20 protein-coding genes, 1 tRNA gene, 1 pseudogene and 1 riboswitch are annotated in these 24,570 nt (G+C 43.6%); of the genes and pseudogenes, 14 read left to right on the top strand and 8 right to left on the bottom strand.

Annotation, left to right across the window (positions count from 1 at the left end; translation table 11 throughout):
* Positions 1–49 precede the first annotated feature (49 nt).
* A complete protein-coding gene (gene fni / locus N8M93_RS16690) occupies positions 50–1,090 on the top strand; it encodes a type 2 isopentenyl-diphosphate Delta-isomerase (RefSeq protein ID WP_261133744.1) in 1,041 nt (346 codons plus the stop codon).
* A gap of 73 nt (positions 1,091–1,163) precedes the next feature.
* Here the strand turns inward: fni and N8M93_RS16685 are convergent, their stop codons facing one another.
* Positions 1,164–2,807 carry a sodium:solute symporter family protein gene (locus N8M93_RS16685; RefSeq protein ID WP_396125645.1) on the bottom strand — a complete coding sequence of 548 codons (1,644 nt, stop codon included), beginning with the start codon at positions 2,805–2,807 and terminating at the stop codon, positions 1,164–1,166.
* Between the two features lie 117 nt (positions 2,808–2,924).
* On the bottom strand, positions 2,925–3,479 hold the full coding sequence (gene cudC, locus N8M93_RS16680) for a choline uptake/conversion transcriptional regulator CudC (RefSeq protein ID WP_314728299.1): 555 nt from the start codon (positions 3,477–3,479) through the stop codon (positions 2,925–2,927).
* A gap of 310 nt (positions 3,480–3,789) precedes the next feature.
* Between cudC and betB the strand changes: the two genes are divergently transcribed.
* The 3 genes from betB to N8M93_RS16665 all read left to right on the top strand — a co-directional run bounded on the left by betB (position 3,790) and on the right by N8M93_RS16665 (position 7,075).
* The gene (gene betB, locus N8M93_RS16675; RefSeq protein WP_261133742.1) at positions 3,790–5,265 is read left to right on the top strand and encodes a betaine-aldehyde dehydrogenase; all 1,476 of its coding nucleotides are present in this window, start codon (positions 3,790–3,792) and stop codon (positions 5,263–5,265) included.
* 111 nt (positions 5,266–5,376) lie between these two features.
* Entirely contained in the window at positions 5,377–6,585 is a 1,209-nt protein-coding gene (locus N8M93_RS16670) for an iron-containing alcohol dehydrogenase (protein WP_261133740.1), read from the top strand.
* Between the two features lie 154 nt (positions 6,586–6,739).
* Complete coding sequence (locus tag N8M93_RS16665) at positions 6,740–7,075, top strand: beta/gamma crystallin family protein (protein WP_261133739.1); 336 nt, start codon at positions 6,740–6,742, stop codon at positions 7,073–7,075.
* A gap of 78 nt (positions 7,076–7,153) precedes the next feature.
* Here the strand turns inward: N8M93_RS16665 and N8M93_RS16660 are convergent.
* Positions 7,154–7,250 (bottom strand) — tRNA-Sec (locus N8M93_RS16660).
* A gap of 1,003 nt (positions 7,251–8,253) precedes the next feature.
* Between N8M93_RS16660 and N8M93_RS16655 the strand changes: the two genes are divergently transcribed.
* From N8M93_RS16655 to phnC, 6 genes are all read left to right on the top strand, one after another.
* On the top strand, positions 8,254–8,826 hold the full coding sequence (locus N8M93_RS16655) for a recombinase family protein (RefSeq protein ID WP_261133738.1): 573 nt from the start codon (positions 8,254–8,256) through the stop codon (positions 8,824–8,826).
* Between the two features lie 124 nt (positions 8,827–8,950).
* Positions 8,951–10,885 (top strand): selenocysteine-specific translation elongation factor, encoded by a 1,935-nt coding sequence (selB, locus tag N8M93_RS16650; protein ID WP_261133737.1) that lies wholly within the window; start codon positions 8,951–8,953, stop codon positions 10,883–10,885.
* Positions 10,857–11,894: a glycosyltransferase family 4 protein gene (locus N8M93_RS16645; protein ID WP_261133736.1), complete on the top strand. Its 1,038-nt coding sequence runs from the start codon at positions 10,857–10,859 to the stop codon at positions 11,892–11,894. The genes selB and N8M93_RS16645 overlap by 29 nt, the downstream gene beginning before the upstream one ends.
* Positions 11,891–12,781, top strand: a complete 891-nt coding sequence (phnD, locus tag N8M93_RS16640) for a phosphate/phosphite/phosphonate ABC transporter substrate-binding protein (RefSeq protein ID WP_261133735.1) — start codon at positions 11,891–11,893, stop codon at positions 12,779–12,781. Before N8M93_RS16645 ends, phnD begins: the two co-directional genes overlap by 4 nt.
* 5 nt (positions 12,782–12,786) lie before the next feature.
* Entirely contained in the window at positions 12,787–13,545 is a 759-nt protein-coding gene (gene phnE / locus N8M93_RS16635; RefSeq protein WP_261133734.1) for a phosphonate ABC transporter, permease protein PhnE, read from the top strand.
* Positions 13,545–14,297, top strand: a complete 753-nt coding sequence (phnC, locus tag N8M93_RS16630) for a phosphonate ABC transporter ATP-binding protein (RefSeq protein ID WP_314728298.1) — start codon at positions 13,545–13,547, stop codon at positions 14,295–14,297. Before phnE ends, phnC begins: the two co-directional genes overlap by 1 nt.
* 630 nt (positions 14,298–14,927) lie before the next feature.
* Here phnC and metC read toward each other — a convergent pair.
* The 3 genes from metC to selD form a co-directional block, all read right to left on the bottom strand.
* On the bottom strand, positions 14,928–16,112 hold the full coding sequence (metC, locus tag N8M93_RS16625; protein WP_261133733.1) for a cystathionine beta-lyase: 1,185 nt from the start codon (positions 16,110–16,112) through the stop codon (positions 14,928–14,930).
* Positions 16,113–16,114: 2 nt separating this feature from the next.
* Complete coding sequence (locus tag N8M93_RS16620; RefSeq protein ID WP_261133732.1) at positions 16,115–17,221, bottom strand: methionine biosynthesis PLP-dependent protein; 1,107 nt, start codon at positions 17,219–17,221, stop codon at positions 16,115–16,117.
* Between the two features lie 86 nt (positions 17,222–17,307).
* Positions 17,308–17,422: riboswitch (SAM riboswitch) on the bottom strand.
* A gap of 294 nt (positions 17,423–17,716) precedes the next feature.
* Complete coding sequence (gene selD / locus N8M93_RS16615; protein ID WP_261133731.1) at positions 17,717–18,769, bottom strand: selenide, water dikinase SelD; 1,053 nt, start codon at positions 18,767–18,769, stop codon at positions 17,717–17,719.
* A 171-nt stretch (positions 18,770–18,940) separates the two neighbouring features.
* Between selD and N8M93_RS16610 the strand changes: the two are divergent.
* Positions 18,941–19,132, top strand: a pseudogene (locus N8M93_RS16610) (Rdx family protein); the annotation flags it as partial.
* An 80-nt stretch (positions 19,133–19,212) separates the two neighbouring features.
* Positions 19,213–20,610 (top strand): L-seryl-tRNA(Sec) selenium transferase, encoded by a 1,398-nt coding sequence (selA, locus tag N8M93_RS16605; RefSeq protein WP_261133730.1) that lies wholly within the window; start codon positions 19,213–19,215, stop codon positions 20,608–20,610.
* A 95-nt stretch (positions 20,611–20,705) separates the two neighbouring features.
* On the opposite strand, the gene N8M93_RS16600 is transcribed toward selA, so the two are convergent.
* Positions 20,706–20,846 (bottom strand): small acid-soluble spore protein P, encoded by a 141-nt coding sequence (locus tag N8M93_RS16600; protein WP_261133729.1) that lies wholly within the window; start codon positions 20,844–20,846, stop codon positions 20,706–20,708.
* A gap of 198 nt (positions 20,847–21,044) precedes the next feature.
* Between N8M93_RS16600 and N8M93_RS16595 the strand changes: the two genes are divergently transcribed.
* A complete protein-coding gene (locus tag N8M93_RS16595; protein WP_261133728.1) occupies positions 21,045–21,302 on the top strand; it encodes a hypothetical protein in 258 nt (85 codons plus the stop codon).
* 161 nt (positions 21,303–21,463) lie between these two features.
* Here the strand turns inward: N8M93_RS16595 and sspO are convergent, their stop codons facing one another.
* Positions 21,464–21,613 (bottom strand): small acid-soluble spore protein O, encoded by a 150-nt coding sequence (sspO, locus tag N8M93_RS16590; protein WP_261133727.1) that lies wholly within the window; start codon positions 21,611–21,613, stop codon positions 21,464–21,466.
* 233 nt (positions 21,614–21,846) lie between these two features.
* On the opposite strand from sspO, the gene acnA reads away from it, so the two are divergent.
* Positions 21,847–24,558, top strand: a complete 2,712-nt coding sequence (acnA, locus tag N8M93_RS16585) for an aconitate hydratase AcnA (protein ID WP_261133726.1) — start codon at positions 21,847–21,849, stop codon at positions 24,556–24,558.
* Positions 24,559–24,570 lie beyond the last annotated feature (12 nt).

The raw sequence follows: 24,570 nt of genomic DNA, 5'->3' as shown, positions 1-24,570 counted from the left end.
GTTTGAAAATCATTAAAAATGTACATCTAGAATAGAAGGGAGGAGACCCATGGAGGATAATATGAAGGATCAAACATTAAGAAGAAAAGACGAACATATCGATATAGCCTTGCATAAACCTGTTCAGAATGAAAATACAACAGGGTTTGAAAAGTATCGTTTTCGGCATAATCCTCTCCCTGAGATCGATTTTGAGGCTATTGACTTGTCAACATCGTTTTTAGATAAGAAATTGAATGCTCCTTTTTTAGTAAGCTCTATGACGGGTGGTACCGATAAAGCTAAGAGGATCAACGAAAAATTAGCGGAGATAGCAGAGGAAAAAGGATGGTCAATCGGTGTCGGGTCCATGAGGGCTGCAATAGAAGAAAAGAATTCAATCGAATCCTTTCAGATCCGTAAATATGCACCGACGGTAGCGCTGCTAGCCAACCTGGGCGCAGTCCAACTGAATTATGGATTCGGTGTTGACGAATGCAGGCGAGCAGTCGATTTAATTGAAGCGGATGGTCTGGTCTTGCATCTGAACTCGTTACAGGAGGTCTTCCAACCAGAAGGAAATACGAATTTCACAGGCCTGCTTAAAAAAATCGAATCTGTGATTGAAGCAATTGAAGTTCCAGTAGGCGTAAAGGAAGTCGGGATGGGAATTGATGGACTTACGGCTAAACGACTTGTGGAAGCAGGTGTCGATTTCATTGACGTGGCTGGTGCTGGCGGAACGTCCTGGATCCAAGTCGAAAAATACCGTAACCAGGACCTTAAACGTTATCAAGCTGCTGACGCCTTTCGTGATTGGGGAAATCCGACTTCTTCTTGTCTTGAAGATATTAAAAAATGTGGACTGAATGCAAAGGTTATTTCAAGCGGTGGGATGCAAAATGGAGTGGAAGCCGCGAAGGCGATTGCACTAGGAGCTGATCTAGTTGGTTTCGGAGGAGCATTATTGCCATTATCTGTAGGAGATGATCGCAAGAGGATGTTCGAACAATTCGAACGGATAGAATTCGAATTGAAAGCAGCTATGTTTGGAATTGGGCAGGCGACAATCGAACAGTTGAAATTCACCCAATGGTTAGAGAAAAAATAAGTCATTGTACCTCCCAAAAATGCATACAAAAAAGGGATGGCCTTCTTCAAGGTCATCCCTTTTAAGCATCCTATCATGATGTTGAATACGGCTTTTCTCTTTCCTCAGGCATCTTCAACGGCATCGGCTCACACAGTTTTCTCGTTAACTTTGAAACTACGAAAATCGTGATAAGGCCAGATACCATCGCTAATGTTCTGAACGGGAAGAGGACAACGCCGTCTTCTACCATCGGATACGGAATCCATGTAGGCAGGTGCAAGACAGGTTCGCCTCCACCTATCCGAAGGATTAGTGAAACGATAAATCCAGCGATGGCGCCATATTTGTTCGCTCCTTTGAAGAAAAGAGCCATCGTAAGCTGCGGGAACAATATGACATAGACTAAATCTGCGCATAAATACCATAATGCATAGACACTCTTGACATTCAATGCAATGATCGTTGCGGCGATACCGACCATGATGATCGAGCGCTTGATGATTTTCTTCAGATCTTCACCAGTCGCTTTCGGCTTGATCAAAGGTCGATATACATTCCAAGCAGCCATACTTGAGGCTGAGAGGATTGATGAGTCCATTGAGGACATGACAGCTGCAGCAATCGCCCCAAGACCGATCGCACCGATCACTTCAGGTGTCAAGAAGTTCAAGACATATGGTAAAACCATCGCGGCATTTTCCGGTTCACTAGCACCGAAGCTTGCCCAATCAGCGTTAAGTCCGATCATGCCAATGAATACTGCGGGGATTGCAGCTATGATACAAATGAACCCTGCTGAGATTGAAAGCCACATGGCCGTTTTCTCTGTTTTAGCTGACAATACACGTTGAAAGTATACTTGCCATGGAATCCCTCCGAACACAAGCAACAACGCATAGTCCCACCAGTTCCAGTACCAATTGCCCCAGGCAGGATCTGTCCAACCGTTCAATGGAGGGAAAAGACTGAAATAACCGGCCATCTCCTCTTTATAATTGGCAACTGTATCAGTGAAACCGCCAACATTCCCAAAAGCAAATGGAACGACGACGAAAAGTCCAATCATGATGAATAACATTTGGATAACGTCCGTTAAAGCGACAGACCACATACCGCCGACTACAGTGTAAGCAATTGCGATGGCAGCTGAAAGGATAATGGACGTTTTGAAATCAAGGCCCAAAATCGTACCGAAAGTCGTGCCAAGAGCAGTTAGAATTGCTCCACTCCAAAAAATTTCTCCAAGTAAAGCCGGAATATATAAGAGCCCTGCTGTTTTCTTTCCAAATCTCATTTCAATCGGATCGAGCATTGTCATAAATTGATAACGTCTCATCTTGCGTGCATAAAAAATACCGCCGATGATCAGACTCAACGCATACCCCCATGGTGCTTGAACCCAGACGAGTCCATCGGAATAGGTGAATTCAGCGGTACCAGCTATATAACCACCACCGACCCATGTCGCGGCCATTGTGAACATTGCGATCCAAAGCGGCATCGAACGTTTTGCGATCATCATGTCTGAAATGGTATCTGATTTCTTTTTTGCAAGGACAGCACCTATATAATAGACGATTCCATAAAAGATCAGCATGGATATGAAACCGCCCCAATTGATGCCATCGTTCGTTGCGATGATATAGATGAAAGCTGCTACGACGAATCCGAGAAAAATCCACATGTTACGTTTCGAGTTTGTTTGTCCTGTTGTTTGCTGTGGCAAAACGTGCATCTCCTCCTGTTGTATAATCTTGTAAGTTTTATTTTAAAAGTATGTTTGAATCCCAAGTATCAGGGATAATTCAAACAAACCGATCAACTTCACCTCCCTTGATAGGATAAATTGATTCTATTCCTCATCCAACTCAGGGACAGGGACGAGATCGAATATTTCCCCTGAGCGGAAGTTTTTTACGAGATCAGATAACCAGAAGTAATATTTTTTTGACTCTTTTAAAAGTGAGAGGCTATATTCCGCTTCCTCCCGTACTTCTTCGTCTAAATCAGGTTGAGATAAAAGCGTATTGAGTTCTTTCCGGGTTTCTTCAATCGCGTCAAGGTTTATTTTCACCTCACGCTCCCACATCTTGCAAAAATATTGGATGAACAGCTTGAAGAAATCTTTTTCAGATACGTATTGATCTCTCCGGGAACCTTTCACCCACGTTTTTTTGATCATATCGATTTCCTGTAACGATTTGACCGCAGTGCTCATACTAGGCTTACTCATTCCTAATTCGTCTTTCATTTCATCCAATGACATTGATTTATTGCGGAAATACATCGTTCCATAGAGTTTCCCTACAGAGGGAGTCACCCCATAGAGGTCCATTGTTTCTGCAATGGAACGGACAACGTTGTTCCGAGCGTTTTCCAATATGTCCAATTGTTTTTCCTTGTCCACTAGATCACCCTTTTAATGAAAAGATTGATAAAGTCTGTAAAAAACGTTCAATATAAATTTTACATACATTATGATACAGGTCTCAGAGATAAAGTCAAATGACAGAACATCATTTTCCTGAGGACATTGCCATGCAAAATTTTTTATGAAAGGATTTTGCGAAAACCTACTTATATATAGAAAATCCACTTCATAAAAAATCGGGATTTTCTTAAGCTTTTGCATTTGCAAGGAAAAATAATCTCTGTTAGCATTAAAAATGTTCAAAACGTTAAATAAAAATTTAACAAAGTAAACGAGGAGGGATTCCATGAAACACCTACAGATGTTCATAGACGGAAAGTGGATTGATTCCGAATCTGGAGAAACAAGAGAAATCATTAATCCTTTCAATCAGGAAGTCGTTGCGTTGGTCACTGAAGGTGATCGTCGTGACGCAGTCAAAGCAATTGAAGCAGCCCGTACAGCATTTGATGAAGGGGAGTGGGCAACTACTCCGGCAAATGAACGGGGATATAAACTGTTTCAGATTGCTGAGAAAATCCAAGAGCAAAAAGATGAACTTGCTCGATTAGAAAGTCTTGATACAGGTAAGACGTTGACGGAAAGTATTGCAGATATGGACGACATTACAGAGGTCTTCCGATATTTCGCTGGCTTAGCAGATAAAGAGGGTGGAGAGATCATTGAATCGCCAATCCCGGATTCTTCTAGTAAAGTGGTTCGAGAACCAGTGGGTGTATGTTCGCAAATTTCACCTTGGAACTATCCTTTGTTACAAGCTTCATGGAAAATCGCGCCTGCATTAGCAGCAGGAAACACGATCGTTATGAAGCCGAGTGAAATCACACCACTCACTACGATCAAGATCACTGAAATCATGGAAGAAGTCGGTTTTCCAAACGGTGTCGTCAATCTTGTACTCGGTGCTGGAGCGGCAGTCGGACAAGAAATGGCTGAAAACCATGATGTCGATCTCGTCTCGTTCACTGGTGGAATTGAAACAGGGCGCAAGATCATGAATGCTGCGTCGGGCAATATGAAAAAACTAGCTTTTGAACTTGGCGGGAAGAATCCGAACATTGTCTTTGCAGATGCAGATTTCGATACTGCTGTGGACCAGGCGCTTAACGCAGTCTATTTCCACGCTGGACAAGTATGTTCCGCAGGTTCTAGATTGCTGGTCGAAGATTCGGTCCATGACAAATTTGTCGATGCACTCGTGGAACGCGCAGCAAAAATCAAACTGGGCAATGGGTTTGATGAATCGACTGAATCCGGACCACTGATTTCTTCAGAACACCGTGCAAAAGTTGAAAAGTATGTTGAAATCGGAAAAGAAGAGGGTGCCAAGCTGGTTGTTGGAGGACAACGCCCGGAGGATCCTGAATTGCAAGATGGATTCTTCTATTTGCCGACCATCTTTACTGAATGTGAAAACGATATGCGGATCGTCCAGGAAGAGATTTTCGGTCCAGTACTGACTGTTGAGCGTTTCAAAACAGAAGAAGAAGTGGTCAAGCGCGCTAACAGTACGACTTATGGTCTTGCAGGGGCAGTCTTTACGACTGATTCGAAAAAGGCTCAACGTGTTGCAAGCAAGCTTCGTCTCGGTACAGTTTGGATCAATGATTTCCACCCATACTTCGCACAGGCACCATGGGGCGGTTACAAACAATCCGGTATCGGCCGAGAACTCGGAAAACAAGGATTAGAAGAATATACAGAAGTGAAACACATCTTCGAAAACCATAAACCAGAACCAATCAACTGGTTCAAAGGATAAAAAATAGAAGTGAACAGATTAAATGGAAAAGTGAACAGATTAACCTGAGAAGTGAACAGATTCTTTCAAGGATAACTGCACTAAGAGAAAAAATAGAGGAGGAATTTAATCATGGCATTAAATATGAACATTGAACACATGAACAACTTCCACACATTCGAAATTCCAACAGTCATCAAGCACGGAATCGGTGCAATCAAGCATGCAGGGGAAGAAGTTAAGAACCTTGGCGTTTCAAAGGTACTGCTTGTTACAGACCCTGGGATCTATTCTGCAGGCGTGACAAAGCCGGTTACAGATTCTCTAGAAGCAGCTGGTATTGAGATCGTCGTATTCAATAAAGTAGAACCAAACCCTCCAGTGCGGATCGTGAACGAAGGATCAAAGGTATTCACTGCAGAAGGCTGTGACGGATTGGTGGCAGTCGGTGGAGGAAGCTCGATGGATACAGCTAAGGCAATCGGTGTAGAAGCCGTTCAGGGTGAATCTGTACTTGAATATGAAGCAGCAGAAGGGAAGAAACCTCTATCAAAACGAATCCCGCCACTGACTACGGTTCCGACAACAGCTGGAACTGGTTCAGAGGTAACGCAATGGGCAGTCATCACAGATGAAGACCGCGAATTCAAGTTCAATACTGGTGGACCATTGATTGCAGCACATATGACGATCATCGATCCAGAATTACATGTATCCATGCCTCCGCATGTAACAGCAATGACTGGGGTTGATGCACTATCTCACGCAATCGAGTGCTACACAATGCATTATGCACAACCGATTACGGATGCAGTCGCACTTCTCGCAATCGAGTATGTAGCAACGTACATCCGTCGTGCCTATGCAAACCCTGAAGATGTTGAAGCAAGATACGGTATGGCACAAGCGGCAATGCTTGCTGGACTTTCTTACGGAAGCGAATCTGCAGGTGCAGCGCACGCAATGGCGCAAACGCTTGGCGGAATCGTACCGGTAGCACACGGCCAATGTGTAGCGACAATGCTTGGACCAGTCATGGAATACAACTGGAAAGGGAATCCTTCGAAATTCGCTCGTATTGCAAAAGCAATGGGCGTGAACACACACGGTATGACGGAAAACGAAGCAGCGAAAGCAGCCGTCAACGAAGTTTACAATCTAGTAGAAGAAATGGACATTCCGACATTGAAAGAGCAAGGTGTACCAGAGGATATGATACCTCGCCTCGCGAAGGAAGCAATGAAAGATCCACAAACAGTCGGTAACCCTCGTAAGCTGAACGAAGAAAGCTACAAGTGGATCTACAACCGCTGCTATGACCTGACTCCAAAAACAGTTTAATAGAATGGAAATGAAAAAAGGCTTGCGTCCATTTCGGCGCAAGTCTTTTTTGAGAGAGAAAAATCTATAAAATTCAGCTTAAATATAAAGCGTCTTTTCCTGTTAGATAATGAATAAACTTTTTTAATAAAGATAAAACGGGAGGTATACGGGCATGTCTAATGGGATTGATATTACGCTATATGAACATGAAGACTTGACAGGAAATACGAAACATATTCAGAAACCTCAAGGTCATCGCACCTGGCAGAAAGATTTGCATCAACAAGGCTGGGGAGATAAAGTATCCAGCATTGTAGTTAGAAGTGGTTGGATTGCACTATTTGAACACCAAAATTTCAATGGATCAATTATTAAATTGAAGCCAGGTTCTGAAATTTATAGATTAGGAGCCAATGGTTGGGATAATGTTGTATCTTCTTATATCGCATGTGATACCAATTTTGATCCTGTCGAAATGGCAGGCTGGGTACGCCGACAAAGAGTATAGGAATTTTCAAAATGAAAAGACCCCACATTTATGTGACGGGTCTTTTCATAATTTATGTACTATATGAAATGTTTTTATTGGCGGGACTGTGTGGGAATCGAACCCACCGGAGACGGCACGCGCCTCCCTCAGGGTTTTGAAGACCCAGGCACTCACCAGATGTACAACCAGCCCCATCTTTCTCACAGGAATTAATTATATAGAGACTTCGACAAAATATCAAATTCTAAGGTTTTTCTTATAATCCGTAACAAAAAACTGTGCGGACTATAGTCACCATTTGTCGAAATGATGAGTTTTTAAGTTGCAATTGTTCGATAGAAGCTATTTTCCCCTAAGCAGCAGCTGGTAGTGGAGGGAAGGTACGTTTCAACCTTAATTTGCCCACATGTGATTCCTTACTTTTATCCTTTAAATATGGTACCTACTGGGGCTGTGGTTACTCGGCGTATTAGTCTGTGGTCTTGTGGTGGACGTCGAAGCAAACACATCCTGTGGAAGTGAGTGAGGAGGCTCGCGGAATTGGATTAATGCAGGGAAGTGATATTTAGCTCAATCCTCAACCACGTGGATCACTTCAACCTTCCTGCGGCGGCCACACATTAATTGGTCCACTCAGAACCAAGTCTTTGTTAATTTCGCAGAAATAATAAATAAATATTTAATTCATCAATGAAAAATTCACTCAACTTTGTTAATCTGGAGACCGATATAAATTATGCCGCTTTATGTCGAAAAGCGAACAGAATTCGTGTAACAATTCTGAAATATAGTTATCCCCAATCTGGTGAGTTATCCACGAAAGAACAAATCGTCTCAAAAACACCAATATATGTAATGATTTCCCGTGTAACGAAACTGTTACAAAATTATCCCCAGTTGTCCAGAGTTTTCCACTGTTTATCCTCTGTATCAAAATGTAACTATTTTGATACAACAATTCCATTTGTCACAATTGAAATATAGTTATCCCCACTTATCCCCAGTTATCCACTTTTTCCATTTGTGTATCATTAACTATCTTTTATGGAACATTATTAGGCATAAAGAACTATCATCTATAAATTGTTTCAAAAGTATATCTCACATCCACATTGCAATGAAACATGATTTTGATACACCACTGTTTTGTTATATCATAGAGGTAACATAATCGATTAATTGAAAGGAGCAGGGATATGGCGAAGCTTGGGTATGCAAGAGTAGCGGCACGGAATGATGCGCTTGACGAACAGGTAGAGGTGCTAGAGGAATATGGATGTGACAAGTTATTCAGCGATGATCGTACAACTAATAACATCGAACGTTCTGGTTTGAAGGCGATGCTCGATTACGCAAGGGAAGGCGATATCGTGGTTGTCATGAAATTGGATCGACTCGCCAGGAGTATACAGGATCTCCAATCCATAACGGATGAATTGAAAGAACGTGGAATCGATTTGATTTCACTTACACAAAACATTGATACTGCTTCGGAAAATGGAGAGTCTGTTTTCAACTGGATTGATATATTTGCTGATTTCGAACGTGAGGTCCATAGTGAGCGGATCAGGTCAGGGATTGATAACGCACGTGAAAAAGGCGTGAAGCTTGGGAGATCTGAAATGAATATCGATCTTAAAGAAAAGGCGTATGAGATGTATTGTACAGGTGATTATACGATGCGCGACATCGTAATCGAAACGGGACTGAGCCGCGCGACCGTCTACAGATATATTGAAAAAAAGAAAGCATCTGAAAAGATGGTGTAGTCTTTTTCTTTACATGATTACTTATCTATTTCCAAGTAACACAATCAGAACAAGAGGAAATTCTTGCTTCTCTACCATTGAGTCGATAAAGTAGAATAAGAATCTATAGCAGTAGGTGAGTTGCATGGCCGATACATATTTAACGATTGGTATGGCGGGTCATATTGATCATGGTAAAACGTCGTTGACGAAAGCATTGACGGATATCGATACCGATCGTTTAAAGGAAGAAAAAGAACGTAATATTTCCATTGAACTGGGCTATGCGCCTTTTGATTTAGGGAAAGGCCTTCAGGTGTCCATCATCGATGTTCCTGGACACGAACGGTTCATCCGTCAGATGATTGCTGGTGTTGCCGGTATTGATTTTGTCATTCTTGTCGTGGCAGCAGATGAAGGTGTCATGCCGCAGACAAAAGAGCATGCGGAAATTTTAAGTTACCTGGGTATTGAGCATGCTGCCATTGCAGTCACGAAATCAAGTAAAGTTGACACTGAAATGCTGAGCCTTGTTGAAGAGGACATACGCAGTGAATTTACAGCAGGACCTTTCGCAAAGGCTCCGATGTTTTTTGTAGACAGTTTGGCAAAAAAAGGACTTGAAGAACTCAAGAAAGGGATCATTGAGGAATTGCCCAAGATAAAGCAACGTGATTCTTCTTCAAAGTTCCGGATGCCGATCGACCAGGCTTTCACTTTAAAAGGAAAAGGAGCCATCGTACGTGGAACGGTTTTTGAAGGGACTGTCCATGAAGGAGAAGAGGTCATCCTTTTACCTGGGAATGAAAAGGTCAGGGTCCGCCAGCTCCAGGTCCACAAACAAACGGTCGAATATGCAGTGGCGGGCCAGCGTGCTGCGATCAACGTCGGAGGGGTTTCTTCCAAGGAGATTGCACGTGGCGATCAGTTGACGACAAACCGTTCCTTAAGTCCATCGAAATCGATCGATCTTGTTCTCGATGTGAATCGTCAACTTGATTATGACCTGAAGCAACGGTCCAGAGTGAAGCTTCATACCGGCACATCCGAAGTGATGGGGACAATCGTCTTTTTTGACCGGAATGAATTACGTGAGCGGGATCCCTTGAACATTCTTTGTCAGGTTCGATTGGATGAAGAAATATCGGTATTGAGAGGAGATCGTTTCATTATCCGTAGACCATCTCCTATAGAAACGATAGGAGGGGGATGGGTGCTCGATCCTTTCGGTGAAAAGTATAAATTCGGGTCTGAGACGATCGATATGCTTCAAAAGAAAATGGAAGGCACAAGCGAGGAGCGGATTACCCGTGCGCTTGAGAAAATGAAAGCTGCAACGATCCCCGCTTTAAGTAAGGAGATCGGAGAGTCTGAAAAAGAAACAGAACGGACGGTTGAAGAAATGGAAAAACAGGACATCGTCGTCAATATCGATACCGATTTGGTGGCGTTATCCACTAAGGTAGATTCAGCTAGAAATCAGCTGGAAGAATTACTGGCAGACTATCACGATAAGTACCCTATGAGGATCGGACCTGGGAAAGCAGAGGTCATACAGGAGCTGAAGCTTCTTTTCCCTGGTGTCATGATCGAATTCGCGTTATCTGAATCAATAACAAAGCAATCGATTGTAAAAATCGGCCATTACCTGAAACGGGCTCAACATACACCATCTTTCCCAAAACAGTGGGAAAAACGTCTGCAAAATGTCATTCAGCAATTGAAAGAGGCGGGATTCAAACACGAAGGATTAGAGGAAATGTTCAATCAACAGAGTATTCCACAAGACTACTTTGAAGAATTGGAACGTTATCTGATTGAGACAGGACAAGCTGTGACCCTTGAAGACGGGACTTTCGTCCACCGGGCAGTGTTTGATAAAGCGTTGATTTCATTGCGTGATGGAACGAGTTCAGAGTCTTTTACTGTACAGGATGCCAAAGCGATCCTTGAACTGTCACGCAAATACTGTATCCTTTTCCTTGAAAAAGTAGATGCTTTAGGTATGACAATCCGTGTCGATGACCAAAGGAAGTGGGTGAATCATAAGCTTGAGAAATATCTCGCAGACAATCAATGAAACGAAAATAGGTTTTTGGACTCCTTATCTTCATAGTCAGCGGGGAAATTCGATTACGGCTAGAAGGATTGTAGAAGGGCTGCGTAAGCTTGGATTCACTGTCGAGGTTTTCGCTTATGATGAAGAGGAGTGGGATCGGGCGGTTCAAGAAAAAATGGAGTCTTGTGACCTCTTTCATATTCTACATTTCAATCGGTTCTCGAAGTGGAGGGAGCAACAAAAGGTATGCATAGAAAGACCGTATATTGTCACTTCCGGTGGGACCGATGTAAATGAAAAGATGGATCATCCGATTTCAAAAGACTTGTTATTGAACGCCTCCTTTATAACCGTTTTTACAGCAGGAGCTGCGGAGAAGGTCATCGAAACCTATCCTGAGCTCAGAGACAGGGTCGAGGTGGTGCCTCAAAGTGTATGGGTACCAGAAAGAAAAGAAGCGCTGTATCTCGAATTACCTGATGGACGACCTCGAATCCTTTTACCTTCCGGGATCAGGAAGGTAAAGGATGTTTTCTATGTCATGGACGTAGTTGAATCATTGACTAACGACTACCCTGATCTGGAATTTGTCATTGCAGGCGAACCTCTTGAACAGAAAGAAACAGAGCAAGTCAGGAACTTTGAAAAAAAACATCCATGGTTCACATATATAGGAAGTGTTCCTTTCGCATCAATGGCAGATTTATATGAATGGGCAGATGTGGTCATCAATACGTCGATATCTGAAGGGCAGCCGATTGCACTGATGGAAGCCCTCTATCATGGGAAACCGGTCATCGCCAGGAAAAACGCGGGTAATGAAAGCCTGATCGACCACGGGAACAATGGTTTTATATTTGAAAATCCGACGCAGTTCAAGCGTCAATTTTTACAAATGATCAATGATGGAAATCTCTATGAACAACTGTCGAAAAAGGGTCGGGAACGGATGCTGAATGAATTTTCCCATGAAAAAGAAATGCAACAATATCAAGCAATTTATCAATCCATAAGAGGTGTTCAACTATGAAAAAATCATTTGCAATGGTAATCGTCTTTCTTTTAGCCGTTCTTGCAGCATGTGGTGGTAGCGATGAAAAGGAAGGGTCGGATCAAAAGGGTGAAGAACTGACTATCGGTGTCATCCCTTCCCAAACAGAAGGAGAAATGCAAGGCGCGATGGATAAGCTCCAGGAAAAACTATCGAATGAACTGGACCGAGAAGTCAAAATCGATACATACCCGGATTATAACGGGGTAGTCGAAGCAATGAACTACGAAAAGATTGATATGGCGTTTTTCGGACCATTGACGTATGTCATTGCGCATGAAAAGAGTGGAGCTGAAGCTATCATTACACAACTCGTCGATGGTGAACCGTTTTATCATTCTTACATTATCACACATAAAGATCATCCTTATGAGTCTCTTGAAGACCTGTTGAAAGAAAGTAAAGAGGTCGATTTCGCGTTTGGTGACCCGAACTCTACTTCAGGTTCATTGATTCCTAGCATTGAATTGAAAGATCGTAACGTTTATACCGATAAAGACAAACACAAATTCAAAACGGTCCGATTCACTGGCTCACATGACGCAACATCCTTAGCAGTTCAGAACAAACAAGTGACTGCTGGAGCGGTTGACAGTGCCATCTACAATCAACTCGTTGAAGCAGGTACAATCGATGGTGATCAATTAAAAGTCATTTGGGAATCTGATAAGCTGTTCCAATACCCATGGGCTGTCAACAAAGGAATGGATGATGATACGAAAAAGAAACTGCAAGAGGTCTTTGTCGGGATAGAAGATGAAGAAATCTTAGATGCTTTCGGAGCTTCTGGATTCACCGAGGCAAGCAACGAAGATTATGAAAGTATCCGTAAAGCCGCCATTAAGCAGGGAGTTATAGAGGAGTAGATTTCATGGCTTGGTTCAAAAGGCGCCACCTATATATTGCAATAGGTCTTATGGTCGTCATTTACATGAGTATGCGGGCAACAGAATTTGATCTTGCAAAATTTAAGGACTTTCGGAATATGATCGACTTCTTGTCTGGTTGGTTCCCGATGAATATGGATATTTTGCCGAGGATGATCATGGAAAGTCTTGATACGCTGGCCATGGCATTCCTGGGCAGTTTCCTTGGACTCGTTTTTGCATTGCCACTAGCATTCGCGGCGGCTCGGAACACGAGCCGTTCGCCTTTTTTATATGGATTTTTCCGTATCAGCCTCAGTTTTTTGAGATCGGTACCTGAAATCGTGTTCGGTTTGATCTTTTTGACTGCCCTGGGATTAGGACCATTTCCAGCAGTACTTGCCATCATCCTTCATAATATCGGCGTCCTAGGGAAACTGATTTCTGAACTGATCGAAGCAGCGGAAGTCGGACCGCAAGAAGCGATGAAATCTGTAGGTGCCACAGGTTGGATTGCGAATATCTTTTCGATTCTCCCGCAGATCTGGCCGAATGTTTTATCGCATTATTTCTACAGGTTCGAAGTAGCGATCCGGACATCTCTCATTTTGGGATTCATCGGTGGTGGAGGTATCGGGCAGCAGTTGTTCAATCATTTTAAAGTATTCGCCTATTCATCAGTAGCGATCGATGTGCTTCTGATCATGATCATGGTGATCCTTGTGGACTTCGCAGGCAGCAAGATCAGGGAGAAGGTGATTTGATGGAGAAGAAGCCGATTATGAAGCTTGAACGTGTAACCGTCCGATATCGAGGTTCAGACAACAATGCATTATCTGATTTCAACTTGGAACTGTATCCTGGAGAATTCGTTTGTGTATTAGGGAAAAGCGGTGCGGGAAAGTCGACGATGATCCGGTGTTTGAACGGGTTGCACATGCCGACAGGAGGAAGTGTCTACTTTCTAGGAGAAGATATCACCAGGCTGAAAGAACCCGCCCTAAGAAAGGTACGCACAAATATGGGAATGATTTTTCAGCATTTCAACCTTATTCCACGACTATCTGTTATACAAAATGTGCTTACGGGTACGTTCGGAAAAAGAAATGATTGGAAAAATCTGATCGGTTATTTTTCGAAAGTGGAAAAGGAAGAGGCCCTCAGGGCGATAAGCAGCGTGGAATTGACAGATCATCAGTATAAAAGAGTCGAACATTTAAGCGGAGGGCAAAAACAGCGTGTAGCCATAGCGCGAGCATTGCTTCAGAAGCCGAAAGTGTTTCTTGGAGATGAGCCAGTCGCAAGTCTCGATCCAGGGACTGCAAATCGCATCTTTAATCTCATCCAGCGAATCCACAAGAAACATGATCTCGTTACACTTATCAATGTCCATGATGTGACACTAGCCAAACGGTATGCGACCAGAGTACTTGCCTTGAAGGACGGAGAGCTGATCTATGATGGCTCACCAGATGGCGTATCCGAAGAATGGCTCAGCCGGATTTATGATGAATAGGTAATGAGTCCTGAAAAAGTAATTTCCGCTTACATTGAACGCCAGTGGTTTCGAATACGAAATCACTGGCGTTTCTACATTTAAAGCTGATTTTGATTGAGCGGAATTCAGGGCACTTCTGGAAGAACAGCGAGCCAGGTGAACTCCTCTGCCATCATGTTTGCAGTTAACGGACACCACAGCCGTTATTTGTAGGTGAAACAGGTGTTTCTAAATTTCAACGGACACCACAGCCGTTATTTGTGAACAAAGCAGTTGATTTCCTATGATTTTTGCGAAATAAGGTCCCTGGTGTCCGTTAAGTTGGCAATTTTCCATTATATTGGGCAAAAAGGGCTCCTGTGTCCGTTAACGGGTTAGTGTACCTTAGTGGAAGCAAGTGATTGCAAACAAGTGATGTCGTGCTCAGCGACCAGTCATTTGGATCACATCAAACTTCCTGCGGGGGTCGACACATTGATATAAATCTAATGTGTGAGCCCACGCAGAACCGAACTTAGTTTGGTTCGGCGCTCCCGTCAATCTCCCAGTGACTTGCATGACTAAGCGTATAGCTCTTCCGGTTTTATTTGCCCGCAGAAAGGGAGTGTGTTTCGTAAAAATCAATAAAAAAATTCAACAAAACCTTTTTCAAAAACCGGGAGTTGCTGCGATATTGACCTGATGTTCAAGGGCTGCCTCAAAATCCTGGATAAGGTCATCAGGATGTTCTAGACCGACCGATAAACGCAACAACGAATTCGTGATTCCTCTCCGTCTCCGTTCCACTTCTGGCATTGCAGCATGTGACATTTTTGCGGGATAGGAGAGGATCGATTCGACAGCCCCGAGACTGACTGCAAAGACGGGCAGTTGCACCTTTTTGACGAATGATCGTAAGACGTGTTCATTTTCAAGCTCAAAAGAAAGGACGGCTCCTGCTCCAGTTGCCTGGCTATTTTGCAAGTGATAGCCATTGTGATCTGGAAGTCCAGGATAATAGACATGCTTCACTAATAGATGTCCTTGGAGATGGCGTGCGATTTTCTCGGCAGATTCCATCGATTTTTCAAGTCTTACGTGTAGTGTTTTCAGTCCGCGGAGGACGAGCCATGAATCCTGTGCTCCGAGGACTGCGCCGAATGAGTTTTGCAAGAATGCCAATTTTTCACCGATCGCTTCATCCTTTACGACAGCTAAACCGGCTACGACATCACTATGTCCTGACAGGAACTTAGTCGCACTATGCAATACAACATCGGCTCCAAGTGCCAAAGGCTTTTGTATGGCTGGTGTCAAAAACGTATTATCAACGAAGGTAAGCGCGCCTGCTTGTTTTGCCAGCTTGGCGACCGATTCGATGTCTGTAACCTTCAGCAATGGATTCGAAGGCGTCTCTACATAAATAACTTTCGTATTTGGCTGGATCTGCTTTTCAACCTCTGAAAGGTCGGTCATGTCCACAAAAGTATGGTCAATCCCGTATCTTGACAAGACCTCTGTTACCATCCGATAGGTGCCTCCGTATACGTCTTCTGAGATGAGAACGTGATCACCTTGCGACAAAAGGAGGAAAGCGGTCGAGATCGCTGACATTCCGGATGCGAAAGCGAAACCTCTCGAGCCTTCTTCTAATGAGGCGATCGTTTCTTCCAAAGCCTCCCTTGTCGGATTCAATGAACGACTGTAATCGTACTTTCCGAACTCGTCGATATCGAACTGATGGTAGGTAGAAGAGGGGTGGATCGGAACACTTACCGAGCCTGTCGCCAGATCGATTTTATGGTCATTGTGAAGGAGCTTCGTTTCAAATGATAGTTGATTTTGGTGAGTCATATTTAAACCTCCGTACATGCTTTTGTTAGTGATTGTTCTAAATCTTTAATGAGATCATCGGCATCTTCTATTCCAACAGAAAAACGGAGCAGTCTGTTACAGACACCGTTTTTCGTGCGGATTTCTTCTGGTACATCTGCATGAGTCTGGGTGGCAGGATAGGTGATGAAACTTTCGACCCCGCCCAGGCTCTCCGCGAAGGATATCAGTGATAGGGATTGTAATAGCGGATCGACACATGATTCGTTGATGATCCGGAAAGAGAGCATCCCGCCTCGACCGGGGTAAAGCACATCCGTAATAGCTTCGTGTTTCGACAAGTAGTTTGCGATCCGCTGCGCGTTTACCTGATGTTTTTCCATTCGTAAAGATAATGTTTTCATCCCTCTCATCAACAACCAGGAATCGAATGGACTCAAGACAGCGCCTGCCGCATTATGGTGGTCCGCCAGCGCGTCGCACAGTTCTTTTCCTTTCGCTACGATCAAGCCAGCGAGGACGTCATTATGGCCACCCAAATATTTGGTAGCACTATGGATGACGATATCCGCCCCGAGCTCAATCGGCCGTTGCAATAAAGGTGTGTAGAAGGTGTTGTCGACAACGAGCAATACGTTATGTTCCTTCGCAATCCTGGCAACGGTTGGGATATCTGTTTCTTCCATAAGCGGATTGGTCGGCGTCTCGATGAAAATCGCTTTTGTTTGATCTGTGATGGCATCTTCAATAGCTGCGGGATCTACCGTATCGACGTACTGGCAGTTAAGCCCCCATTTACGAAAACCTTTTTCGAAGAGCCGGTAAGTTCCGCCATATAAATCTTTACAAACAATGAATTCATCTCCTGACTGGAACAACGAGAGTAATGTCAAGATTGCAGACATCCCGGAGCTGCACGCGAACCCCTGATCACCGCTTTCAAGGTCGGCGATGGTCTCTTCAAGAATTTTTCGTGTCGGATTTCCTGTCCGGATATAATCATAATCGGATGATTGACCGATTCCTTCATGTCTGTATGCAGTTGAAAAATATACAGGTGGATTGACTGTTCCTGTGAGGTTCTCACTTCGGTTTCCGATCTGGGCCAATTTCGTTTCGAATGTGTACATGGATAATCCTCCTTAGTTGTAAAACGCCTGAAAAAAAGAAAAAAGCCTTCTTAAGAAGAAGACTTTTATATGTAGATCTGTCATTCTTCTTATCTTTACAAGTTCATAGAACCTGCTGGAATTAGCACCTTTTCAACGTGAAGCGTGTTGATGGTTGCTGAGGTGTCATCGGGCCATTCCCTCTACCTCTCTGGATAAGAAATTCAATTATTCAATTTTGAAACTAAACTTACATCAAAACAGAGTGAAGTTCAAGCCTTTTTTTAAAATTTTATCAGAATATTTAAACTGATAAATCCGATTGAAAAACTAAGATAGATAGTATGCATATTTAGAGTAGTGGACCTTTAGATGCTCTGTGATCGGCTGGATGAGTGTTATCGGTGTAAATGTGAAATTAATCGGTGCGAATCCTGAAAATATCAGTCCAAATCCAAAACATATCGGTACAAACGAAAAAAAGGATGGCTTTACCAAGCCATCCTCTTTTCAATCTTATTTACTCGCATATAAATATCGTTCTTGCTTTTCAGTCACATTTCCGATGATGGAAGTCGCTTGTACACCTTTTTCATGCATTCGTTCTACATACTGTTTTGCTTCTGCTTCAGGCATGCTGATCAACAAACCGCCTGACGTAACAGCATCACAAAGGACCCACTGGTGAAGTTCGTTCAACTCATCATACTCCACATCATCTGCAATCCAGCGATGATTCGCTTTCGTACCGCCCGGAACTACGCCAGCTTCCGCGAGTTCCATTGTACCTTCGAGGATAGGGACTTCGCTGTATTGGACGTGGATAGAAACATTACTGCCTCTGGCCATTTCTGAAGCATGCCCCAATAGTCCGAAACCAGTGACATCCGTTACCGCATTCGGATGGAAATCAGCTAACTCTTCAGCGGCTGTTTTGTTAAGGGTTGCCATTGTTGTCGTAACGCGTTCAAGCTGTTCATCCGTCAATCGTTCGCTTTTGATTGCCGTAGTCTGGATTCCGACTCCGATCGGCTTTGTCAAAACCAGCGCATCACCGGGATGTGCGCCTACATTTTTAAAAATTTTATCCGGGTGGGCGATCCCTGTTACGGATAGTCCGAATTTCGGTTCATTATCATCGATTGAATGGCCACCGGCGATCACTGCACCGGACTCGTGCACTTTATCAGAAGCACCTTTTAAAATTTCTGCCAGGATTTCTGGACCAAGCGATTTGATCGGGTATCCAAGGATATTCAACACTGTCGTCGGTTTTCCACCCATGGCATACACATCACTCAGGGAATTAGCAGCCGCGATTTGACCGAAATGATATGGATCATCGACAATAGGTGTGAAAAAATCGACCGTCTGAATGATAGCAAGGTCATCTGTCAGTTTATAGACGCCCGCATCATCAGATGTATCTAAACCTACTAGAAGGTTGGGGTCTTTTTCTCTTTCAGGTAAATGACGCAACACTTGCGCCAGGTCCTCAGGACCGATTTTGCATCCTCAACCACCTTTAGATGATAGGGTGGTCAAGCGGATTTTCTCTTCTTTACTCATCAATAGCACCTCCTTTTATAAGTATAAACAACTTTTTTGCGAATTGAGAAATAATATACTAAAATTAACGTAAACAATGTTTTGAAAACACTTTCAATGATATTGGAGGGAGCGTTCACAATGAGTTATAAAGTATCTGTGGAATTCTGCATGCAGTGAAACTACGCGCCAAAAGCCGCGAGTTTCGCGGAACAAATGTTCAATCGTTTCCGGTCAGAGGTTGCTTCACTGGATATGATTCCAAGCTCTGGCGGGGCATTCGAGGTGACGGTCAATGATCAGAAGCTGTATTCCAAGCTTGAAACCGGAGAATTTCCCGATAATGAAAAATTGTTTGATGAAATCGAAAAGCTGAACGGATAACCGAGCACCTCCCGAGGGTCCTACCCTGGAGGTGTTCTTTCGCCTTACAGGTATGGCTCGATTTCGTTAGGAGGATTTATATGAAAGAACAACTACGCTTACTTCCAGCTGTTCACGTCATACAGGCAGATGGGCGTTTTCAGGATATGAGCGAAAACGGGGGGCTTTCACAAAATGGCCTTACAGTCATGATCCAGGAACAGCTGGAAGCGTTGCGTAAACAGATTTTAGCAGGAAATCGACTACCTTGTGAAACAAAGCAAGAAATGGTCGATATCGTCTTTGAACAGTTGAATGTGAGATTGAAATCTTCAGCGGTACATAAGATCCGACCGGTGATCAATGCGACTGGTGTCGTGATCCATACAAACTTAGGACGGTCGCGTTTAAGTGAAAATGCAATTGAAAAGATGACTGAAGTAGCCCGTCATTACTCGAATTTGGAATATAACATTACGGAAGGCGTCAGAGGTTCCAGACATGATTTAGTAGAGGAATTGATCTGTGACATCTCTGGATCCGAAGCGGCCATGGTCGTCAATAACAATGCGGCAGCAGTTTTCCTGGTACTGAAATCGCTTGCTGCTGGTAAAAGTGTCGTTGTTTCCAGAGGTGAGCTCGTGGAGATCGGTGGTTCGTTCCGTGTGTCTTCGATCATGGAAGAAAGCGGGGCATTCCTTAAAGAAGTAGGCACCACAAATAAAACCCATGTGCAAGATTATGAGCAAGCGATTGATGAAGAAACTGCGATGCTCATGAAAGTTCACACAAGTAATTTTAAAGTGGTCGGATTTACAGCCTCTGTTCCAGGTGAAAAGCTCGTTGAAATAGCGAATCAGCACAAGGATGTTTTGACGTATGAAGATCTTGGCAGTGGAGCTTTGTATGATTTTAGGACTCACAGGATTGGGGAGGAACCGGTTGTAAAAGAGGTGCTATCATCAGGCATCGATCTTGTAACGTTCAGTGGTGATAAATTGCTCGGTGGACCTCAATGCGGGGTTATCGCCGGTAAGAGATCATTGATCCAAAAGCTGAAAAATCATCAGCTCGCACGTGTCTTACGCGTTGATAAATTCACCCTGGCTTCCCTTGAAGCAACGCTTCTTTCCTATAAGTATGATCGTATCACAGAGATTCCGACTGTACGGGATATTCTGCAACCGGTTGAAGAAATTCAGGAACAAGCAGAGCGGTTCATAGAAGATGTCAGAACGATTGAAAGTTTAGCGGTCAACCTTGAAGAGAGTGTTTCGATGATCGGCGGGGGAACGATGCCGGAAGTCGAGCTGCCGACGTATGTCGTATCCGTAAAACATGAATCGCTGTCAAGTAAGCAGTTGTTTGCGAAATTACGTGGTGCTGAAACGCCTGTCATCGGGAGGATCAAAGAGGAGCAGTTCATTTTGGATTTCCGGACAGTGACCCATGACGAACAAGTTCAGATGATGGAAATATTCAAGGGAATTTTCGTTTAAATCACAAAAATAGGGGTAAAAAAACCGTAAGAAGACCACTTGAAGGTCTGTCGTACGGTTTTTGCTTTTGCTCTAATCACATCTTTATCTATTCATTAAATCCGTCCGCCGTGTTTTTGTCTTGTATGATTACGGTTTTTCACTTTTTTAGACCCATCCAACGGTTCTGGTTGTCCAGGATTTTCGCCCTTAGGTGCGTTTTTCCGTTGGTCTTTAGAAGTGTTCCTTTCAGTCATTGAAAGCCCTCCTTTGCTGGCATTTGATTCTGGCGAGGTTTATATATAGTCCAGCCTTCATCAATGGTTTGGCGATGTCTTCGATTCCTTTTTAGTATGGAAGAGGCGGGGTGATGATATTCATTATTGGTGATGGAATAAATCCTAGTCCTGTGTCTCATATTAATGACAGACCGACTATGAAAAGGAGGAATTCTCATGCCGTATCATAAAGATAAACAACAAGCATTCCAAGCCGCACAGCAAGGATACGAACAGGCGATCCAAGCGAATGGAACTGCACTTGAGAGTTCAGCAGATCCGGATTATGCAACAAAACAGCAACAATTCGAGCAAGAATTGTCTGAAGCGCTTCAGCAAATCGATAATGCTCTGGAAGTCGCAAGTGAACATCAACGCATGCAGCTTCGTCAATACCAGGAAGACCTCTACAATTTACGGAAAGACTTATACTGATAGAAAGGTATAGCAAAGATAATTTCAAATCAGTTACCATGAAAGAACCCGACCTTCATATGGACAAATCAGTGCTAATACGGGAAAAAAGTGCTCTATGAACGCTTTTATGAGTACATTAGAGGGGCTTGCCATGCGGTGGAGCCCCTTTTTACAAGTAATCACTGGTTATTCTTCCGCTTTTTATTGTTCTGCTTTTCTGCTTCGGTCAAAGGCTCATTGGCATATTCATGATCGAATTTGGTTGGCTGCTGGACAGCTTGCTCATCGGAGATTTCTTTTTGATTGTTCCCTCGTTTCGGTTTTGCCATCGGTATGTCACCTCCATGTGTGTTTAGTTTGTAACGACAACTCAAACTAATACATGAACAGGTCTATAAGAAATACTTATTAACTTTAATAACTATATTGGAATTTACTTATGAAAGTCCTTCCTTTAAACTAGTAATGAAGGAAGGATAAAACAATTAAAAACAAAAAAAGTAATCTTTCGACAGTATACCCGTTTGTAGGGTATCATGGTTAGGAGAAGGAGGGTTTTCGCATGAGTACAAACGATGTTTATCATGCTAGAAAAACGTTTGAAGCAAATGGTAAAACGTATCACTATTATGACTTGAAAGCACTTGAAAACGCAGGGGTTGGCGACGTTTCCAGATTGCCATACTCGATCAAAGTGCTTCTTGAATCTGTCTTACGTCAATATGACGGAAGAGTAATCGACAAAGAACACATTGAAAACCTGACAAAATGGGGTACGAAGGACGTCAAGGACATTGATGTACCATTCAAACCTTCACGTGTCATCTTGCAAGATTTCACTGGTGTTCCCGCAGTCGTCGATCTTGCATCGTTACGTAAAGCGATGGCTGACATGGGCGGAACTCCCGACAAGATCAATCCGGAAATTCCAGTCGACCTTGTCATCGACCACTCGGTTCAAGTCGATAAGTACGGTTCAGATGATGCCCTTAAATTCAACATGAAACGTGAATTCGAACGTAACCTTGAGCGTTACAAATTCTTGCGTTGGGCGCAAACATCATTCGATAACTATCGTGCCGTACCACCAGCTACAGGCATCGTCCACCAGGTGAACCTTGAATACTTAGCTTCAGTTGTAGCAACGAATGAAGAAGATGGTGAGCTGGTTGCTTTCCCTGATTCACTAGTCGGAACAGACTCACATACGACGATGATCAACGGTATCGGTGTACTCGGTTGGGGCGTCGGTGGTATCGAAGCGGAAGCAGGAATGCTCGGTCAACCATCATACTTCCCAGTGCCGGAAGTCATCGGGGTCAAGCTGACAGGGGAAATGCCGAACGGTACGACTGCAACTGACCTTGCGCTTAAAGTTACTCAAGTGCTCCGTCAGAAGAACGTTGTCGGAAAGTTCGTCGAATTCTTCGGACCTGGTCTGCAGGACATGACACTTGCTGACCGTGCGACGATCTCCAATATGGCGCCAGAATACGGTGCAACATGCGGATTCTTCCCAGTAGATGAAGAAACATTGAACTACCTTCGATTGACTGGACGCTCACCTGAGCAGATTGAAGTCGTTGAAAAGTATACGAAAGCGAATGGCATGTTCTATACGCCAGGAACAAAGGATCCTGAATTCACGGATGTTGTTGAAGTGAATCTTTCTGAGCTTGAACCAAACCTTTCCGGACCAAAACGTCCACAGGATTTGATTCCACTTTCTGAAATGAAAGAATCCTTCAACAAAGCGCTTGTCTCTCCAGCAGGAAACAGCGGATTCGGTTTGGAAAAAGAAGAGATCAACAAATCAGTTGAAATCAAGCATCCAAACGGAAAAGTTTCCAATATGCGTACGGGTGACCTTGCGATCGCTGCAATTACAAGTTGTACGAACACCTCCAACCCTAGCGTTATGCTCGGTGCCGGATTGATCGCGAAAAAAGCGGTTGAAAAAGGATTGGAAGTGCCTGAATACGTAAAAACAAGTCTTGCACCAGGATCAAAAGTTGTTACAGGATACCTAGAAGCCGCTGGACTTATGCCATATATGGATAAACTCGGTTTCAACCTTGTCGGTTACGGTTGTACGACATGTATCGGTAACTCCGGTCCATTAGCTGAGGAAATCGAAGAAGGCATTGCTAAAGCTGACCTCGTCGTTTCTTCTGTCCTTTCAGGAAACCGTAACTTCGAAGGGCGTATCCATCCGCTTGTAAAAGCGAACTATCTTGCATCACCACCACTAGTAGTGGCGTATGCACTTGCTGGATCGGTTGATTTTGACCTTGAAAATGATTCATTCGGTAAAGATAAAGATGGTAACGATGTATACTTCAAAGACCTATGGCCGACAACAGAAGAAATCAAATCTGTAATGAGTGACGCAGTCAAGCCGGAACTCTTCAAGAAGGAATACGAGCGTGTATTCGATGACAATAAAGAGTGGAATGAACTCGATACGACAGAGGAAGAACTATACAGCTGGGATGACGATTCGACTTACATCCAGAACCCGCCGTTCTTCCAGGGTCTTTCTAAAGAGCCAGGAAAAGTCGAAGCTCTTGATGGATTACGTGTCGTCGGTAAGTTTGGCGATTCTGTCACAACTGACCACATCTCGCCTGCAGGTGCGATCGGAAAAGATACGCCTGCCGGTAAATACTTGATGGATAATGGTGTCAAGCCATCTGAGTTCAACTCATACGGTTCTCGTCGTGGTAATCATGAAGTGATGATGCGTGGTACATTCGCGAACATCCGTATCCGTAATCAGATCGCTCCAGGTACTGAAGGCGGCTGGACAACTTACTGGCCGACTGAAGAAGTCATGTACATCTATGATGCTTGTATGAAGTATCAACAAGATGGAACAGGACTCGCAGTTCTTGCTGGAAAAGATTATGGAATGGGAAGTTCTCGTGACTGGGCGGCCAAAGGTACAAACCTTCTCGGCATCAAGACAGTCATCGCTGAAAGCTTTGAACGTATCCACAGAAGTAACCTCGTGCTGATGGGTGTTCTTCCTCTTCAATTTAAAGAAGGAGAAAGCGCAGAAACATTAGGACTTACTGGAAAAGAAACGTTCGCTGTTGATATCGATGAGAATGTAAAACCTCGTCAAACACTTACTGTCACTGCGAAGGATGAAGAAGGAAACGAGAAGAAATTCGAAGTGATCGCACGTTTCGATAGTGAAGTTGAAATCGACTACTACCGTCACGGCGGAATCCTTCAAATGGTACTTCGTAACAAATTGCAAAACGCATAAGTGAGATGAAAA

Origin of the sequence: Bacillus sp. Marseille-Q3570, assembly GCF_946151055.1 — a bacterium.
Classification (GTDB): Bacteria; Bacillota; Bacilli; order Bacillales; family Fictibacillaceae; genus Pseudalkalibacillus.
This window is presented reverse-complemented; position numbering and strand designations above follow the sequence as displayed.

Bases quoted from the DNA above. Each gene is read 5' to 3' on its own strand.
- fni (WP_261133744.1), top strand. From the start codon at position 50: ATGGAGGATAATATGAAGGATCAAACATTAAGAAGAAAAGACGAACAT.
- N8M93_RS16685 (WP_396125645.1), bottom strand. From the start codon at position 2,807: ATGCACGTTTTGCCACAGCAAACAACAGGACAAACAAACTCGAAACGT.
- betB (WP_261133742.1), top strand. From the start codon at position 3,790: ATGAAACACCTACAGATGTTCATAGACGGAAAGTGGATTGATTCCGAA.
- N8M93_RS16670 (WP_261133740.1), top strand. From the start codon at position 5,377: ATGGCATTAAATATGAACATTGAACACATGAACAACTTCCACACATTC.
- N8M93_RS16665 (WP_261133739.1), top strand. From the start codon at position 6,740: ATGTCTAATGGGATTGATATTACGCTATATGAACATGAAGACTTGACA.
- N8M93_RS16655 (WP_261133738.1), top strand. From the start codon at position 8,254: ATGGCGAAGCTTGGGTATGCAAGAGTAGCGGCACGGAATGATGCGCTT.
- selB (WP_261133737.1), top strand. From the start codon at position 8,951: ATGGCCGATACATATTTAACGATTGGTATGGCGGGTCATATTGATCAT.
- phnD (WP_261133735.1), top strand. From the start codon at position 11,891: ATGAAAAAATCATTTGCAATGGTAATCGTCTTTCTTTTAGCCGTTCTT.
- phnE (WP_261133734.1), top strand. From the start codon at position 12,787: ATGGCTTGGTTCAAAAGGCGCCACCTATATATTGCAATAGGTCTTATG.
- phnC (WP_314728298.1), top strand. From the start codon at position 13,545: ATGGAGAAGAAGCCGATTATGAAGCTTGAACGTGTAACCGTCCGATAT.
- metC (WP_261133733.1), bottom strand. From the start codon at position 16,112: ATGACTCACCAAAATCAACTATCATTTGAAACGAAGCTCCTTCACAAT.
- N8M93_RS16620 (WP_261133732.1), bottom strand. From the start codon at position 17,221: ATGTACACATTCGAAACGAAATTGGCCCAGATCGGAAACCGAAGTGAG.
- selA (WP_261133730.1), top strand. From the start codon at position 19,213: ATGAAAGAACAACTACGCTTACTTCCAGCTGTTCACGTCATACAGGCA.
- N8M93_RS16600 (WP_261133729.1), bottom strand. From the start codon at position 20,846: ATGACTGAAAGGAACACTTCTAAAGACCAACGGAAAAACGCACCTAAG.
- N8M93_RS16595 (WP_261133728.1), top strand. From the start codon at position 21,045: ATGCCGTATCATAAAGATAAACAACAAGCATTCCAAGCCGCACAGCAA.
- sspO (WP_261133727.1), bottom strand. From the start codon at position 21,613: ATGGCAAAACCGAAACGAGGGAACAATCAAAAAGAAATCTCCGATGAG.
- acnA (WP_261133726.1), top strand. From the start codon at position 21,847: ATGAGTACAAACGATGTTTATCATGCTAGAAAAACGTTTGAAGCAAAT.